Source organism: Psychrosphaera sp. B3R10 (genome assembly GCF_018861025.1).
Lineage (GTDB): Bacteria > Pseudomonadota > Gammaproteobacteria > Enterobacterales > Alteromonadaceae > Psychrosphaera > Psychrosphaera algicola.
This window is the reverse complement of the sequence record NZ_JAHKQH010000007.1, coordinates 326,399-341,065: the sequence shown is the minus strand read 5'-3', so window position 1 is coordinate 341,065 and position 14,667 is coordinate 326,399. Positions and strand designations below refer to the sequence as shown.

Below are 14,667 nucleotides of genomic sequence, written 5' to 3'. Positions count from 1 at the left end.
GTGACTGTTCTATTCCATTTCTTTATTTGCTGAAATTCTAAAAGCGTTATATAAAGCTCGGATTAGTTAATATTTTAGTTATATAAAATTTTGCATATTGTCATCGTTTTCCGGTCTTAAACTCGTTTTAATACAAAGGATTGCTATTTTTAGTGGATAAATTTACCGAAGCTAATTACAAACGCACGATTGGCAATATTCTACAAACAGGAAAAATAAAACCATGAAATCAAAATCTGATATCGGAGTCGTCGGTTTAGCGGTAATGGGCGAAAATCTGATCCTGAATATGGCAAGTAAAGGCTTTACAGTAACGGCGTATAACCGTTCGACAGACAAAGTCGAAAGCTTTATAAACGGTCGTGCGGAAGGTAAATCCATTCGTGGCGCATTTTCGTTGCAAGAACTTGTTGATTCGTTAGAGTCACCAAGAAAAGTAATGTTAATGGTTAAGGCAGGCCAAGTTGTTGACGCTATGATTGAGCAAATTGCCCCATTGTTAGAAGCGGGTGATATTATTATTGATGGTGGGAATACCCAGTTTGAAGATTCAGATCGTCGTACATCTGAACTTAAAGCCCGCGGCATTCTTTATGTAGGTTCAGGTGTTTCAGGTGGTGAAGAAGGTGCCTTGTTAGGTCCATCTATTATGCCAGGTGGTGCACCAGAGGCGTGGCCAACATTAAAACCTATCTTCCAAGGTATTAGTGCGAAAGTTGAAGGCGATGTACCTTGCTGTGATTGGGTGGGTAATGGCGGTGCAGGGCACTTTGTTAAAATGGTTCACAATGGCATTGAATATGGTGACATGCAGTTAATTTGTGAAGCCTATTTAATTATGCGCGACTTACTTAAAATGTCTGCTGATGAAATACAACGTGTTTTTGTGCAGTGGAATGAAACAGAACTTAGCAGTTACTTAATTGAAATTACTGCGGATATATTGGCTTATAAAGAAGCTGATGGTTCGCCGCTTATCGACAAAATTTTAGATACAGCAGGCCAAAAAGGGACTGGTAAATGGACTGGCGTTACAGCACTTCATTTAGGTACGCCGTTAACTCTAATCGGTGAAGCGGTATTTGCTCGTTGCTTATCTGCAATTAAACCAGAGCGTGTTGCCGCGTCAGGTCTAATTGAAGGGATCACTGAAGAATTTGATGGCGATAAACAAGAAATCATAGATGCACTAAAAGATGCATTATTGGCGTCTAAAATTGTATCTTATGCTCAAGGTTTTGCATTGATGAAACAAGCATCAACAGAATACAACTATCAATTGAACTATGGCGCAATCGCTTTGATGTGGCGTGGTGGTTGTATAATCCGCTCAGTTTTCTTGGACAATATTAAAGCGGCCTACGACAAGGATGAAAATATTGAAAACTTATTAGTTGACGATTATTTTAATCAAGTTGTTAAAGACGCTCAAAAAGGGTGGAGAAAGGTTGTTGCAACCGCGGCAATGAGTGGTGTTTCATTGCCATGCATGTCATCTGCATTAAGCTATTTTGACGGTTACAGAACAGCAAACTTACCGGCTAATTTACTACAGGCCCAAAGAGATTATTTTGGTGCTCATACGTATGAACGAAATGATAAACCTCGCGGTGAGTTTTTCCATACAAATTGGACAGGTCGAGGCGGTGACACGGCTTCTACAACGTATTCAATTTAATTAAATAAGCGCGGTTAACACCGCGCTTTTTGGTTCTACGAGCTTATATTTTGTTATCCAACAAAAATGTAAAATCTATATTTATTCCCTTGGATATTCGCTAATTATTGCCCTTTGAACTACTATCAATGTAGTTTTCATTTTTATAAATTAGACTAATGAAATTATCTACTTACCTATTTATGCTGGTTTTTTTTTCAAGCCTTAGCGTCGCGTCACCGATTAAGACCTATAAAATTTATCATGATGCAGATTATTCGATAAATCGTGACGCTGCGTTGGCGATGAAAATTGGCTTGTTGACGGCTTTGTCGGAATTTGATTCAGAACCTTTGGGTTATCGTTTAGAAATCGTCGAAAAAAACCATAGAGGTAATGCAAACCGTAGCTTTAGCCATTTTAAGCAGTTTGAAAAAGACGATGATGCTCTGTTTGTTTTGGGAGGAGTGCATTCCCCACCTTATATTCAACACCGTGAATATATCAATCAAAGTCGGATACCTTTATTGATCCCTTGGGCTGCTGGTGGGCCTATCACTCGTTATCCCAGTGATAATAATTGGGTTTTTAGGTTATCAATTGATGATTCAATAGCAGGTCAAAGGATAGGCGAATATGCCATTGGTCAACTACAGTGCAAAAAGCCTCACCTATTTTTAGAAGATACCCAATGGGGAAAATCTAATTACAAAACAATATCGGAATATTTAGATGGCAAAGTCACATATGGCATTAGCTGGTTTGGCTGGAATACCAAACAAAACACTGCAAATATTGAAATTAGAAACGCCGTTGTAGGCGGCAGTGATTGTATCATTTTGGTGAGTAATTATACCGAGTCAAAACATTTTCTGAAGGCTATGGCTTTATTGCCTAAAGCGGATAGAGTGCCAATTGTCAGCCATTGGGGATTAACTGGAGGTGATGCTGAGGAGTTGATGACAAAGCAAATTAAAGAAAACGTTACGCTTTCATTTATTCAAAGTTGTTTTGGTTTTAGTGGAGGGTGGCAAACACCTTTCAGTTTAGATGTACATGCTCGGGTTAAAAAAATGTTTCCGGCCGCAATAGGAAAAAAAGACGAAGTAAAAGCCCAAGCAGGATTTGTTCATGCATATGACCTAGGAAGAATCGTAACTCAGGCTTTGCAACAAATTACAATGACGGATGACATGCCTAGTAATAGGGATAAGTTTAAGTCGGCACTGGAAAGTATTGAACGTCCAATTCGTGGGCTCATTAAAGAGTATAACAAACCGTTTACGCAGTGGCGTCAAACCAAAACCGATGCACATGAAGCATTAAAGTTAGAAAACTTCTGCATGGCAGAGTTTGATCAATTTAATCGAATAATGGTGTTGCCAAACTAATATGAAAACATTTTTAAACTGGTTCCAGACTAAATCGGGAAGCTCTTATCTGGTTTTGTTTTTTGGTTTTGTATTAACAACATTAGTCATCACCAATTTTGTATCAGAACGCGCATCTATTTCAGTAACTAAGTTACTAGACCAACATACTCAGTTGCAAGCTGAAGCCACTTTTAATGTTGTTGAACAGTTTGTTGATAATCGGATAAAAATCTTAAATGAAATCGCGATTTCACCGATTGTTGTGTCAAGTGTTATGGGGCTGGATGTTACTGGCGCAAACCTAGCTGATCACTTAACAAACCTAACAATTTTAGGAGAAAAAGAAGCCATTACCGTCGCTAATTTTAATGGTGATATTATTTATCCCTTGCCTCAGAAAGGGCAAAAGTTAGCAGATTGGACTAGCACAATTGACCATGTTGAAACCGATTTTATTTTAAATATTGCCAAACGGCGGCAGGAACACTTTTTTCAAATTGCCGTACCAATTAAATATAATGGTTTAACTGAAGGGGCGATAGTGCTTGATATCCGAAGTCATTCAATTGAATCACTTATAAAAAATACAATTGAGAATCATATCTACGAAGTGTTGATTAAAGATCTTCAAGGACATGTATTTGCAACCAATGACCTTAAAAAATATCGTTCAATATCAAATGCGGAGCTTTTAGACAAAAGCTTAGTTGTCCAATTTTACATTTCCCGCGAAGGTGAATTACAAGAAAAATCTGAATACATTAATCGTATTGGGACAAGTTTGATTATCGGTATGTCAATCTGCTTCGTTATTTTGGTCATGCTCATTCGTTCTATATTAATCAGTCCGTTACAAAAATTGGCACATTCTCAAAAGCGACTCAAACATAGCGAAGAGCGTTATCAATTAGCAATACAAGGCAGTAATGACGGTATTTGGGATTGGGATTTTAATGATGATAGCTTGTATTTATCGCCGCGTTTCTTAGATATGTTGGAAGTCGCATATGATGAAAATACACCAGCGATACGCTATTCGATGGCTCAAATTTTTAATGATTTTGTTCATGTTGATGATAAAGAAAACAACCGAAATGCACTTAAAAGACATTTGGAAACCAACGTGCCTTATGATTTTGACGTTCGAATGGGCAATGGCGCAAAACCATATCGCTATTTTCGGGTGCGAGGAATTGTCCAACGTAATGAAGCGGGCAGAGCTATTCGTATGGCAGGATCATTGTCGGATATTGACGAATTGAGACGCCAACAACTCGAGTTAGAAAACGCGTTAAAAATGGCTAAATCTGCGAGTAAAGCAAAAACTGAATTTTTAGCCAATATGAGTCATGAAATACGAACGCCAATGAATGGTGTTTTAGGCTCATTACAAGTATTGCAACGTATGGAATTACCTGAGGCGGCACATCAATTGGTCGATACGGGAATTATTTCATCACAGTCATTGTTGGCAATAATTAATGACATTTTGGATTTGTCTAAGATTGAATCGAATAACGTAAGTTTGGAAATGTTACCAACCGATGTTGTTGAATTAATGCAAACTGTTAAGTCTGAATTTGCATTGGCTGCATCGCAAAAGAAACTCGATTTGAATTTTTCGGCTGACCCAAATATGCACAAAATGTGGATTGTCGATCCCGTTAGAATTAAACAGATTATTACAAATCTTTGTTCAAACGCGGTCAAGTTTACCGGAAACGGATCAGTTAAAATTAGTCTAAACGAGCAGAATGAATGCCTTGTTATCTCAGTAACAGACACCGGGATTGGTTTGTCGAACGAACAATTAGGCAAGTTATTTAATCGATTTGAGCAGGCCGACTCTTCCACAACGCGCAAGTATGGTGGCACGGGACTTGGATTGGCAATCTCTAAAAAGTTAGCCGAAATAATGGGCGGTGATATTGAGGCAATAAGTGAAGAAAATAGAGGCTCTTGTTTTACGCTTCGAATACCAGCTAAAAAGTCGACTCTGGAAAAAGTTAAAAGAGCGGAAAAAGAACTTGATAAAGCGCCTGATATTACTGGGAAAGTAATATTACTTGCCGAGGATAATAAAATTAATCAAACAATTTTTTGTTCGATAGTAAAACCTACAAACGCGATTATTGACGTTGCAAATGATGGCGTTGAAGCGGTTATTGCTGTAAACACACGACTTCCTGAAATGATTTTTATGGATATTCAAATGCCTAATATGGATGGTGTAGAAGCCTGTGCAAAAATTAAAGCACAGTTTCCGCATATTCCAATTATCGCATTGACCGCAAATGTAATGAATGACGATGTAAAAAAATATATGGATAATGGCTTTGACTCTCATCTCGCTAAGCCGATAAATATAAAAGAATTATATAAGGCGATACGGGATTTTATCTGATAATTTGCGGTTATGGTGAGCGTTTTTAGATTTAAATTTGTGGCTTTTTAGCAAGCTTCCGTTGTAAGGTTCGTCTATGTAAACCCAGTTGGCGCGCCGTCGCAGAGATATTGCCGTTATTGGTTTTTAGTGCCTGTTGAATATGTTCCCATTCTAATCTAGCAGTCGTCATTTTTGTTTCTGCGTGGACCGAATTATTTGCTGTACCGTCCAGAGCAACTAACAAACTAGCAGCATCAATCGGTTTTGATAAATAGTCATCCGCACCTGATTTTATCGCTTCAACGGCGGTGGCAATACTAGCATAGCCAGTGAGTAAGATAATTTTACTACTCGGTAGCGCTTGCCGCAGTGCAGGAAGAATATGAATTCCGTTTTGGTCGCCAACTTTCATGTCGAGCAGAACAAAGTTTGGCAATTGTTGTTGGGCTGTGTTTAAGGCGTCATCTAAGTTATTCTCGACAAGAACGTCGTAATGATAACGGGTAAGCCGGCGTGCTAAAACCGCAGCAAAATTCACATCATCTTCGATAATTAACAAACGGCCTAATGTCGACTTTGTTAGTTCATTGCTCATCAAGTGCGTCCCATATCGGCAGAAATACTTCGGCAACAGCCCCTATTTCTGGATGATTAAATAACTTTAACTTACCACCAAGTTTTTCCAGGGTGACATGGGATAAGAATACCCCCATCCCTAAGCCATGTTTACTATCGACTAATTCCACGCCTAACTGCAATAGTGTTTCTTGCTTAATGCCAGGGCCAAAATCTCGAACAGATAAACAAATGAAATTGTCTATGGTTGTAATATTGACGATGACTTTATAACTGTGATTTTCACCACTGGCATTAACTGCATTTTGAATTAAGTTTAATAGTGCGGGCAGTAATACTGGTTCGGAGACAATTCTAGATGTGGTTTGTTTTTCAAAATTCCAAGTTACTTTGGCAAGTGGAAAGCTAATTTGAACTTCTTGTTTTAGCTCTTCAATTAATGAAAATACGCTGACTGGCGACTTAATATTATTTCTTACTTTCTCTGCAATATCTCTAAAATTAACTAAATGACGTCGACAAGTGGCAAGCTGTTCGTCCAATAATATTATAGTAGGATCTTCTATTTTTGAGTGTTCCTGAAGCTCTTCAGCTAACAAATGAGCAGTTCCTAACGGCGTTGCTAATCGATGGGCAAATTGCGCGGCTGCAGCGCCGAGAGAGACAAGTTGCTCCTGTCGTAATTGTTCTTCACGGTGCTGGCTAATTATCTTGTCTTGGCGACTTATCGCTTTGATTAACGCCACAACAATGATAACGACAACGAGTGCAGATAATATGAAGTTAAGCCACATACCAAATAGATGTTGCGCTAAATCCATATTATGTAGCGCATGCGGATCAATACTAAATAGCAAAGTTGAATAAGCAGACATTGATAAAAAGGTCACTATCAAAAGCCAACGTTGTGTTAATGACACTGAGGCTATTGCGATTGGCAACAGTAATAAGGATACAAATGGATTTGCAGCGCCTCCAGTAAAATACAATAAGACACTGAGGAAAATAATGTCTACGGCGACAAACGAAAAATAAGCCGTTGTACGTATCGAAGGTGTTTGCTGAAATTTGACGTAAAACCCAATATTTACGATCAGCTCGGCCAGAATAATGCTGTAAAGAACGGAGTATGGAAAATCATAATCGAGCCATTGTTGAGATACAATAATGGCCAAAAGTTGGAGCGCAATAAAAACAAACTTGGCATGTATTAGAGGTTTAACTTGTTGATTGTTTTTTATTATTTGCATATTGCCAACGGTTGAATTAACTCGGTTTTAAAGGAGATAAATGTGAACACTTTTATAGCAGGTTATGTTGCCAAGTGAAACCGACAGACCAAACTTGCTGTGTAGAGTTTATCATTGTCTGGTCAAAACTCGTCTCAAGCCTAAACGTAACCTTGTTTTGCCACTGCCAGTTGTACGTTATTGTTGTCTGTTTAGGTTCAAAGTTTTTGTTATACAACCCCTGTTGTTCAATAAATGCGGTCGTTGTATTTTTAAACTGATTATTTACCACTAACATTTCAAGTTGTGCCACTAAGCTGTGATTTTGCCATTGAAGACCAAATAAACCACGATATCCTGTTTGTTGTAATTTTACCTTTGCACTTTGCGAGGTGTCTGAAAATACGCCGCTTTGCCGACTTTCGATTATTTCAAATTCAGTCATTAAAAGTAGGGCGTTTGAATATGATTTTGTGAATTTTAAAAAACCACCAAGCATTTCGATATCACCGGTAAAATAGTTCTCAGGTGTATTTAACGTTGTCGAATTTGAGTGATTATGATCTGAGCTATATCTCAAGTCTTGTCGTGAAAGTGCCGACCCCTGTGAATACCACATACCGGATTGAGCGTCGATAGATATAATTGTGTCTTGGTAGGTTAGGTAAAGTGCTTTGCTGCCTTCTGAGCTTGTATAGGGCCAACTGTCGCCATTCCAAACTTCTAATCCAAATTGAAATTTGTGCCAGTAATATTTTGACTTTACGCCGGTGTCTTTATGATGTCCGCCAAAAAATGTCTGAGCCAAAAGTGGTTTAGTATTAAATTGACTTTGTGAAGCATGATGGTTTGCCGTTGATGTGATGTCGGTTGCCATTAAGCCAATTTCGACATCCAATCGACTATGGTTCAATTGAAAAATTTTATTAAACCAAAGCTCCTCTAGCGATAGCTCTCCCTCGCCAGCATGTTGATGGAATCCAATTTTACCATGGACGCTGACTTGATCTTCTAAAACTAATTTACCCGTTAATTGGGTATCATCTATTGCAGCACCTTTTAGTCTAGGGGTTGATTCACCTCCCATCAGTAGGCCTGGGATCATCCACACTTCATCGGTCGTTGCCTTGTTTTGAAAGCTCATTGCCGTTTTTAGCGTTAAGTGAGTTGGGGTTTCGTCGACACCTGATTCATGTGCATAGCTACAAAATGCCATCAATGGTAGCGTGAATAGCGTGGTAAGATTAAGTTGTTTCATCTTTGCTCGGTAAATGGATTTGAAAATCGTGGGTTGGAAATAAATTTGTCGTCAGTCAGTGATTCTAAAAAAGCAATGACGGCATCAATTTCTTCTTCTGTTGCATCAAAACCTTGTATTAATCCAGACTTTAAAGGGCTTACTCTGCCATCTCCGGCATTTTTGCCTGTTAACGTAATACTGCCGCCCCGGGCATAATGTTCAATCACGCCTCGTAAACTAGCAATGCTGCCATCGTGCATGTAAGGACCGGTTAATGCGATATTACGCAGACTTTGTGGCCGAAATAGCCCTTTATGAGTAGGGTTTAATGTTAGGTCATATAATCCCTGATCTTCATCTGGGTAACTTCCATCGCCGCCGACGTTGTATAGACCGTTATTAAAGAAAGGAAATTGTAGGGCATCTAAAGCCGTATTTGCATCACGATAAGATGATGAAAAGTTGACACCTGAATGACAGTGAAAACACTCAAACTTCTCGCCATTAAAAAGTTGAAACCCTCTGATTTGTTGCTGTGTCAGTGCTGATTTATCACCTAATAAGTACTTATCATAAGGACTGGATGCGCTTATGATCGTCCGAACAAAGCTAGCAAGGGCAAAGATGATCTTGTTCATTGTAATGTTACTTTTGTCACTCGATGTATCCGGAAAGGCGAGATTGAACATCGTTTGATAATCTGGGTCTTGCTGAAAACGCGTTAACACGTCTGGCAATACGGCGTCGGTAACGCCTAGTTCAATTGGGTTATCAGCACGAATAGGCACATTGAGCTGCTCTTCAAGTTCAAAAAAACCATTGTTGCTCCAGGTCAATGTCGAATGATAAACCACGTTACCAAGACCTTGACTGTTGCGAACGAGTTGGTGGCCACTAGAGCCTAAGGGGGCAGTCAATCCATCAGCAAATGCGCTTCCTTGTTCATGGCACGACGCACAAGATTGGGTTTGATTAGCAGATAACTTAGTATCGTAAAATAGAAACCGACCTAAGGTGATTTTTTCTTGGGTCAGTGGGTTGTAATCTGGAATAGCAGGTAAGGGCATGTGATCGGGTAGATCTAATAAACTGCGCAAAGATTGAGCATCATCTGTATTGGTAAATGTTGAGTTTGAATCAAATTCACACCCTGAAAGTAAGGCTAAGCCACAGACTAATGTGAAAAAACGGATCATAAAAACCTTAAAAAAAAGGGGCGTATGCCCCGGAGGAAAACTAGTGTTGGACAACTTGGTTAGTGTCGCTCGAACTGCTACCATCATCGGTAGATAGTCCAAGGTTTTGAAAAATTGCCGCACAGTCTGGTTGCATTTCGGGACTTGCAGAGTGGCAAGTAACTGAAGGGCTATCCATCATTTCAGTGTCGGCGGTATGGTCGCCATGACTGCTCATTGCTGGGGCAAAGCTTAGTTGGTCTAGTAATTTATCGATACGAATGACAACAGTGTCCATATTAGGTTCAAAATCTGTGATCTCAACTTTAGGAGTGTTAACAAAGTCGCATTTTTCTTTGTTTTCTAAAGCAAGTAAACTGTCGTCGCCACACCCTCTACTGCCAATGTGTATATAACCTTCACCGGTATTTCCCCATCATGCTCTCGATAGCAAAGTTCATTACAAAGTGACGATAGCCCGAAGCCCATGACCAGTACATCTCGTTTAATGGTGATGGGGCGTCTTCTGCACTTTGTGTTGCGATAACTTCTTTCATGATGGCTTGAGGAACACCAATATCAAAGGTGATTTTGTTAACGCCAGTATCAATCATTTTACCTGTCATAACATTATTGGTCCGTGCAGTACCTTCACTATTAGGAATCGCGTCAGATGTGCACTTACCCGAACTATTACTTGTGAGGTCAACAAGGCCTACAAATCCTAAGTCATGATTGAGTTGAAACTCATTGCTATCAAAAGATGCTTCAATCTTTTCACCATATTGGTCAAATAGCTCAATATTACTTACATAAAAACGGAGGTCACTAACACCAATTGAATAATGTCCCTCATTGCCAAAACCCGATACCATAGCGTCACAATCTACGTTTTGGTCGCCGCTCATTGCAGAGAAATTAATTGTAAATGGGGTCATGGTTAATTCGTCTTCGGTACCACTGTCGCTGCTGCAACCTGATAACAACGCCATCGTGGCTATGGTGAATAAAGTCGATTTAAATTTATGACGCATTTTCATCTTTTCCTTTGAAATTACACTAGGTGAGTACATTAAAATGTCGAACTCAAGCTTATGTTGTTACTATAATTTTTTTTATAAGGCCACTCAATGTGACAAATTGTCGCACCTTTATTAATGTTGTTTTTGTGCAGCTGTTTAGTTTATGTAGTTTTGTTATATTGATAGCATTTCTAACAGATACGGAACTGTGATTTGGGGTAAAAATATGAACGTGATAGTTAGTTCTGATGTTTTTAAAAAGGAAGTTTATCAACGACTATTCGAATTGTATCAATCGTCCAAAGCGGGTAATGAAATTGAGAAACAGAAACATCGAGTTGAAGGGTTTATTGCGGCTGGGGAATTTATGAACCTTATTTCAAATGACGAAGGAAAAATTCTTTTAGAACAAGCTCATATCGATGTATTTGGAGAGACGATTTTGTGTCGAAAAAATAGATTAGAAAAGCGCCGTAACGCTGTGCTTCAAAATAATGTGAGCTATTTTGACGAACCTGCAATTTTAAGAAAAAGTCGTAGTCAGAAAAATGAAGATACCGAAGACCGATAAACATCAAATTATTAGATCTTTCTTAGCATTATTCTAAACAGCAAACATCACAACATTAAAATAGGGCATTTATAACATCATGGCAAAAACGGGTCAGGAAAATTTAGGAAAAATTGCAATATTTGTTGATGTACAAAACATCTATTACACGACCAAACAAGCCTTTGGGAAATCGTTTGATTACCGTAAGTTTTGGCAGACACTTTCGTACCAAGGCGAAATCAAAAATGCATATGCGTATGCCATTGCGAGTGAAAATGATGGCCAAAAGAAGTTTCAAGATGCCCTGAGGCATATAGGCTTTGACGTGAAACTAAAGCCTTATATCCAACGAAAAGACGGCAGCGCGAAAGGGGATTGGGATGTAGGGATCACAATAGATGTCATGGATGCCGCACCACAAGTTGATACCGTTATTTTATTATCTGGTGACGGAGACTTTGAACTCCTCATGACCACGATTAAGGGGCGCTATAAGGTTCACACGCAAGTTTATGGTGTAGAAGCCTTAACGGCAAATTTACTAATAAGAAGTGTTGATAAGTACACCCCTATATTACCCACACACTTATGTTGAATATTAAGCTGGCATACAAGGATTAGATTTAGGCCATGCCAAATACTTTTAATAAGTAGTAACCAATCGCTATTGTAAATGGACTCACTAACGTTGATAGCGCGACGATCTCGGCAGAGAGTGCCCCATGGGATGTCATTTTATTGGCCATGACGTAAGCTGCAACTGCAGTGGGTGCAGAGACCATAAAAAACAGTAATGTCGTATCCGTTTTATCAAAGCCAAAAGGAATCGCGGCCCACATCGTTAAGAGCGGAATTAATATCAGTTTAAGAAACGTAATAGCAATCGCATCTCTATGATTTTGCTTAAAGCTTTGCCACTGTAAACTCGCTCCTAAACACAATAAAGCGAGGGGCAATGTAAGTTTACCTAAGTACGCCATTGACGTGATGACCACCTGCGGTGGATGTATTTCACTAGACGAGCTGATAAGGCCGAGAACAATTGAAATAATTAATGGATTTTTAGCGATGGTAAATAAAATTTTTCGATTAAATGTCGTCAATAAAACAACAGCGATCAGATTATATAAAATGGTTAGAAAGGCGAGGTAAATTGCAGCCTTCCCTAAAATATCTTGTCCTAAAGCACGCTCACACAACGCCAAGCCTATGATAGCCATATTTCCTCGGTATGCACATTGCGCTAGTACGCCACGTTGGCCGGCGTCGGGTTGCTTACGGTAAAATAGCCAAACGACGACCACAGTCACAATTGTCGCTACGATGGCAAATCCGATGAGCGGTAAATTGAGGTTTGTCGAAATCGAATTTTGAGAAACATTTAAATAAAGTAAACAAGGCAAACTGATGTTGAAAACGAGGGTATTACCAGAAGAGACAAAGCCATCACTGATCCATGTTTTATGTTTAAACCAACCACCTAACAGTAAAATAAACAAAATAGGAAGTGTGATTTCAAAAGCACCAATGACCAATTCTAAATTCATGAAATTCCTAAGGTTGAGTTATCCAAATAATGTCTCTTACGCTTTGACCGTCTATTATACCAATTGAGACAATGGCGTTTGGCGATAACGATTTGCAAAGCAATTCATTATAGGCTTTTCAACAGCTTCTAAAAGTAGTTTTTACTTAGCTTTTTTTGGATAGTTGATCTTTTAAATCAAGGATGATTGGCGCCGATTGGTTGACACGCAAAATACGACTTTCGATTTTCGTTATTGTGGGGATCTGTCATGAGGTTTAAACCGTGTTATTTTAAAAAGCTCCATTTGAATAAAATGAACTAGGAGTTTGGCAAAATGCGATACAGTACGCAATTGCCACGTGTTAATCTAATTTATAACGACCACCGAATGTTGGGTCTCGTTCAAAGCAGGAAATAAAAGCATCCAAAACATAAGGGTCATACTTTGTCATTCGCCCGGCTTGGAGTGTTGCAATTGCTTTTGCAATGCCGGGGCGTTCTCGATAAGGTCGATCATTTGCCATTGCATCGTATGTATCTGCTACTGCAATTATTTTTGCTTCCAGAATGATTTCGTTTTCTTTTAGTCCTAACGGATAACCTGAACCATCTAATCGCTCATGATGCTGGCCTACCATTTTTTGAATGGGCCATGGGAAATGGGCATCTTTCAAAATAAATGCACCTTTTTCTGCATGCAATTTTAAATATTCAAATTCCGCTTGTTCTATTTTGCCACTTTTGTTCAGTAATTGTGATGGAATTACGATTTTACCTAAGTCATGAATTAACGCGCCAATTCTAAGGCCAAAAACTCGATCGGCCTTTAATCCAAGCTCTATCGCTATTTGCTCACTTATATGGGCAACATTTTTCTGATGGTGGGTTGTATAAGCGTCTCTGAGTTCAAGGGCATTTGAAATGGCCATTAACATTTCAACTAAAATTGTATCGTTGGAAAGTGACTGGAAATTTGCTTTAAGGTCGAGATAATGATCTTCTGCAGTCTCAAATTTACGACGAAGTTTGCGAACGTTTTTTCTAAATATCTTTGAAATGTTGGCGACTGTTTCAGAGTTATAATGATTGTCGCTTGCGGCGCCAATTACGGCAATGACTTTGCTTTCGATAATGAGTGGGAAACATATATATTCAGCAATTTCGTCTAAGGGGTGTGGAAAAAATGACTGATAATATTTTTGGTCCTTATTCGGCATTCGTAATACTTTTTTGACTTTAATTGACTCTGACCAAGGGCCTACATTGGGTAAATAGCTGAACTTTTTATACCCATTTTCCATTTTTGAAATAACTGATTTTGACCAAACCGTTAAGCTAAAGTTATCGACATTTTCATCAATAAAGTGAATGTAACCATAGATACTGTTTGTAACCCCAATAAAGATTTCCAAAAATTCCTGGGCAGCTTCATTCTTGGTTAAAAATGTTTGAGATAAAAACGTATTGAGTCGGTTTTCCATAGTTCCCTTGCCAGTAAATCAATGATAAATCCGTGAATAGAGCTAAGTATAGTTGATTAATGGCAGTAGATTTAAAAGACGTTGTTTTTGTTGATATACATCAAATAGAAAGGAAAAATAGTCGACACTTTTTAGATTTACGTCAAGGAGTGTTTAATTAATAGGCAATAATTAGAGCGAAGGTAGAGTTGAAGCTAAGACTAAAACAAATCAACTCAATTGATCCGTATTTTCTATAAGATAAAATGGATCCGCTTCACCAATTTTAATTTATAACGGATAAAAGAATAACTGAATGAGTGGGCGGCAAATTCAGAGATGCTCTGAAAGCCTTTAAAATTGGTCGGACTGGCCAGATTCGAACTGGCGACCCCTGACACCCCATGACAGTGCGCTACCAAGCTGCGCTACAGTCCGACACTAGTGTACGCAGGGGATAATATAAAA

13 protein-coding genes and 1 tRNA gene are annotated in these 14,667 nt (G+C 38.8%); 5 read left to right on the top strand and 9 right to left on the bottom strand.

All coding sequences use genetic code 11. From position 1 onward, the window contains the following. Positions 1–223: 223 nt before the first annotated feature. From gnd to KO525_RS02835, 3 genes are all read left to right on the top strand, one after another. Entirely contained in the window at positions 224–1,678 is a 1,455-nt protein-coding gene (gene gnd / locus KO525_RS02845) for a decarboxylating NADP(+)-dependent phosphogluconate dehydrogenase (protein ID WP_215962264.1), read from the top strand. Between the two features lie 158 nt (positions 1,679–1,836). Then, positions 1,837–3,048 (top strand): ABC transporter substrate-binding protein, encoded by a 1,212-nt coding sequence (locus KO525_RS02840; RefSeq protein WP_215962263.1) that lies wholly within the window; start codon positions 1,837–1,839, stop codon positions 3,046–3,048. A gap of 1 nt (position 3,049) precedes the next feature. Then, the gene (locus KO525_RS02835; protein ID WP_215962262.1) at positions 3,050–5,434 is read left to right on the top strand and encodes an ATP-binding protein; all 2,385 of its coding nucleotides are present in this window, start codon (positions 3,050–3,052) and stop codon (positions 5,432–5,434) included. 31 nt (positions 5,435–5,465) lie between these two features. Here the strand turns inward: KO525_RS02835 and KO525_RS02830 are convergent, their stop codons facing one another. From KO525_RS02830 to KO525_RS19585, 6 genes are all read right to left on the bottom strand, one after another. After that, positions 5,466–6,011 carry a response regulator transcription factor gene (locus KO525_RS02830; RefSeq protein WP_215962261.1) on the bottom strand — a complete coding sequence of 182 codons (546 nt, stop codon included), beginning with the start codon at positions 6,009–6,011 and terminating at the stop codon, positions 5,466–5,468. Beyond that, positions 6,001–7,242 (bottom strand): ATP-binding protein, encoded by a 1,242-nt coding sequence (locus KO525_RS02825; RefSeq protein WP_215962260.1) that lies wholly within the window; start codon positions 7,240–7,242, stop codon positions 6,001–6,003. Before KO525_RS02825 ends, KO525_RS02830 begins: the two co-directional genes overlap by 11 nt. A 52-nt stretch (positions 7,243–7,294) precedes the next feature. Continuing rightward, complete coding sequence (locus KO525_RS02820; protein WP_215962259.1) at positions 7,295–8,479, bottom strand: hypothetical protein; 1,185 nt, start codon at positions 8,477–8,479, stop codon at positions 7,295–7,297. Then, complete coding sequence (locus KO525_RS02815) at positions 8,476–9,657, bottom strand: MbnH family di-heme enzyme (RefSeq protein ID WP_215962258.1); 1,182 nt, start codon at positions 9,655–9,657, stop codon at positions 8,476–8,478. Before KO525_RS02815 ends, KO525_RS02820 begins: the two co-directional genes overlap by 4 nt. Before the next feature lie 40 nt (positions 9,658–9,697). Further along, positions 9,698–9,934: a hypothetical protein gene (locus KO525_RS19590; RefSeq protein WP_252736602.1), complete on the bottom strand. Its 237-nt coding sequence runs from the start codon at positions 9,932–9,934 to the stop codon at positions 9,698–9,700. 121 nt (positions 9,935–10,055) lie between these two features. Further along, entirely contained in the window at positions 10,056–10,670 is a 615-nt protein-coding gene (locus KO525_RS19585) for an MbnP family protein (RefSeq protein ID WP_252736601.1), read from the bottom strand. A 214-nt stretch (positions 10,671–10,884) separates the two neighbouring features. Between KO525_RS19585 and KO525_RS02805 the strand changes: the two genes are divergently transcribed. Both KO525_RS02805 and KO525_RS02800 read left to right on the top strand, forming a co-directional pair. Beyond that, positions 10,885–11,229 (top strand): hypothetical protein, encoded by a 345-nt coding sequence (locus tag KO525_RS02805; RefSeq protein WP_215962257.1) that lies wholly within the window; start codon positions 10,885–10,887, stop codon positions 11,227–11,229. 79 nt (positions 11,230–11,308) lie between these two features. Then, on the top strand, positions 11,309–11,806 hold the full coding sequence (locus KO525_RS02800; protein WP_215962256.1) for an NYN domain-containing protein: 498 nt from the start codon (positions 11,309–11,311) through the stop codon (positions 11,804–11,806). A gap of 28 nt (positions 11,807–11,834) precedes the next feature. Here the strand turns inward: KO525_RS02800 and KO525_RS02795 are convergent, their stop codons facing one another. The 3 genes from KO525_RS02795 to KO525_RS02785 all read right to left on the bottom strand — a co-directional run bounded on the left by KO525_RS02795 (position 11,835) and on the right by KO525_RS02785 (position 14,637). Continuing rightward, on the bottom strand, positions 11,835–12,758 hold the full coding sequence (locus KO525_RS02795) for an AEC family transporter (protein WP_215962255.1): 924 nt from the start codon (positions 12,756–12,758) through the stop codon (positions 11,835–11,837). A gap of 343 nt (positions 12,759–13,101) precedes the next feature. Next, positions 13,102–14,220, bottom strand: a complete 1,119-nt coding sequence (locus KO525_RS02790) for an HD domain-containing phosphohydrolase (RefSeq protein ID WP_215962254.1) — start codon at positions 14,218–14,220, stop codon at positions 13,102–13,104. Positions 14,221–14,560: 340 nt separating this feature from the next. After that, positions 14,561–14,637: transfer RNA gene (locus KO525_RS02785), tRNA-Pro, on the bottom strand. Positions 14,638–14,667 lie beyond the last annotated feature (30 nt).

Excerpts from the sequence above, each read along its gene's own strand:
- gnd (WP_215962264.1), top strand. The coding sequence starts at position 224 with ATGAAATCAAAATCTGATATCGGAGTCGTCGGTTTAGCGGTAATGGGC.
- KO525_RS02840 (WP_215962263.1), top strand. The coding sequence starts at position 1,837 with ATGAAATTATCTACTTACCTATTTATGCTGGTTTTTTTTTCAAGCCTT.
- KO525_RS02835 (WP_215962262.1), top strand. The coding sequence starts at position 3,050 with ATGAAAACATTTTTAAACTGGTTCCAGACTAAATCGGGAAGCTCTTAT.
- KO525_RS02830 (WP_215962261.1), bottom strand. The coding sequence starts at position 6,011 with ATGAGCAATGAACTAACAAAGTCGACATTAGGCCGTTTGTTAATTATC.
- KO525_RS02825 (WP_215962260.1), bottom strand. The coding sequence starts at position 7,242 with ATGCAAATAATAAAAAACAATCAACAAGTTAAACCTCTAATACATGCC.
- KO525_RS02820 (WP_215962259.1), bottom strand. The coding sequence starts at position 8,479 with ATGAAACAACTTAATCTTACCACGCTATTCACGCTACCATTGATGGCA.
- KO525_RS02815 (WP_215962258.1), bottom strand. The coding sequence starts at position 9,657 with ATGATCCGTTTTTTCACATTAGTCTGTGGCTTAGCCTTACTTTCAGGG.
- KO525_RS19590 (WP_252736602.1), bottom strand. The coding sequence starts at position 9,934 with ATGGACACTGTTGTCATTCGTATCGATAAATTACTAGACCAACTAAGC.
- KO525_RS19585 (WP_252736601.1), bottom strand. The coding sequence starts at position 10,670 with ATGCGTCATAAATTTAAATCGACTTTATTCACCATAGCCACGATGGCG.
- KO525_RS02805 (WP_215962257.1), top strand. The coding sequence starts at position 10,885 with ATGAACGTGATAGTTAGTTCTGATGTTTTTAAAAAGGAAGTTTATCAA.
- KO525_RS02800 (WP_215962256.1), top strand. The coding sequence starts at position 11,309 with ATGGCAAAAACGGGTCAGGAAAATTTAGGAAAAATTGCAATATTTGTT.
- KO525_RS02795 (WP_215962255.1), bottom strand. The coding sequence starts at position 12,758 with ATGAATTTAGAATTGGTCATTGGTGCTTTTGAAATCACACTTCCTATT.
- KO525_RS02790 (WP_215962254.1), bottom strand. The coding sequence starts at position 14,220 with ATGGAAAACCGACTCAATACGTTTTTATCTCAAACATTTTTAACCAAG.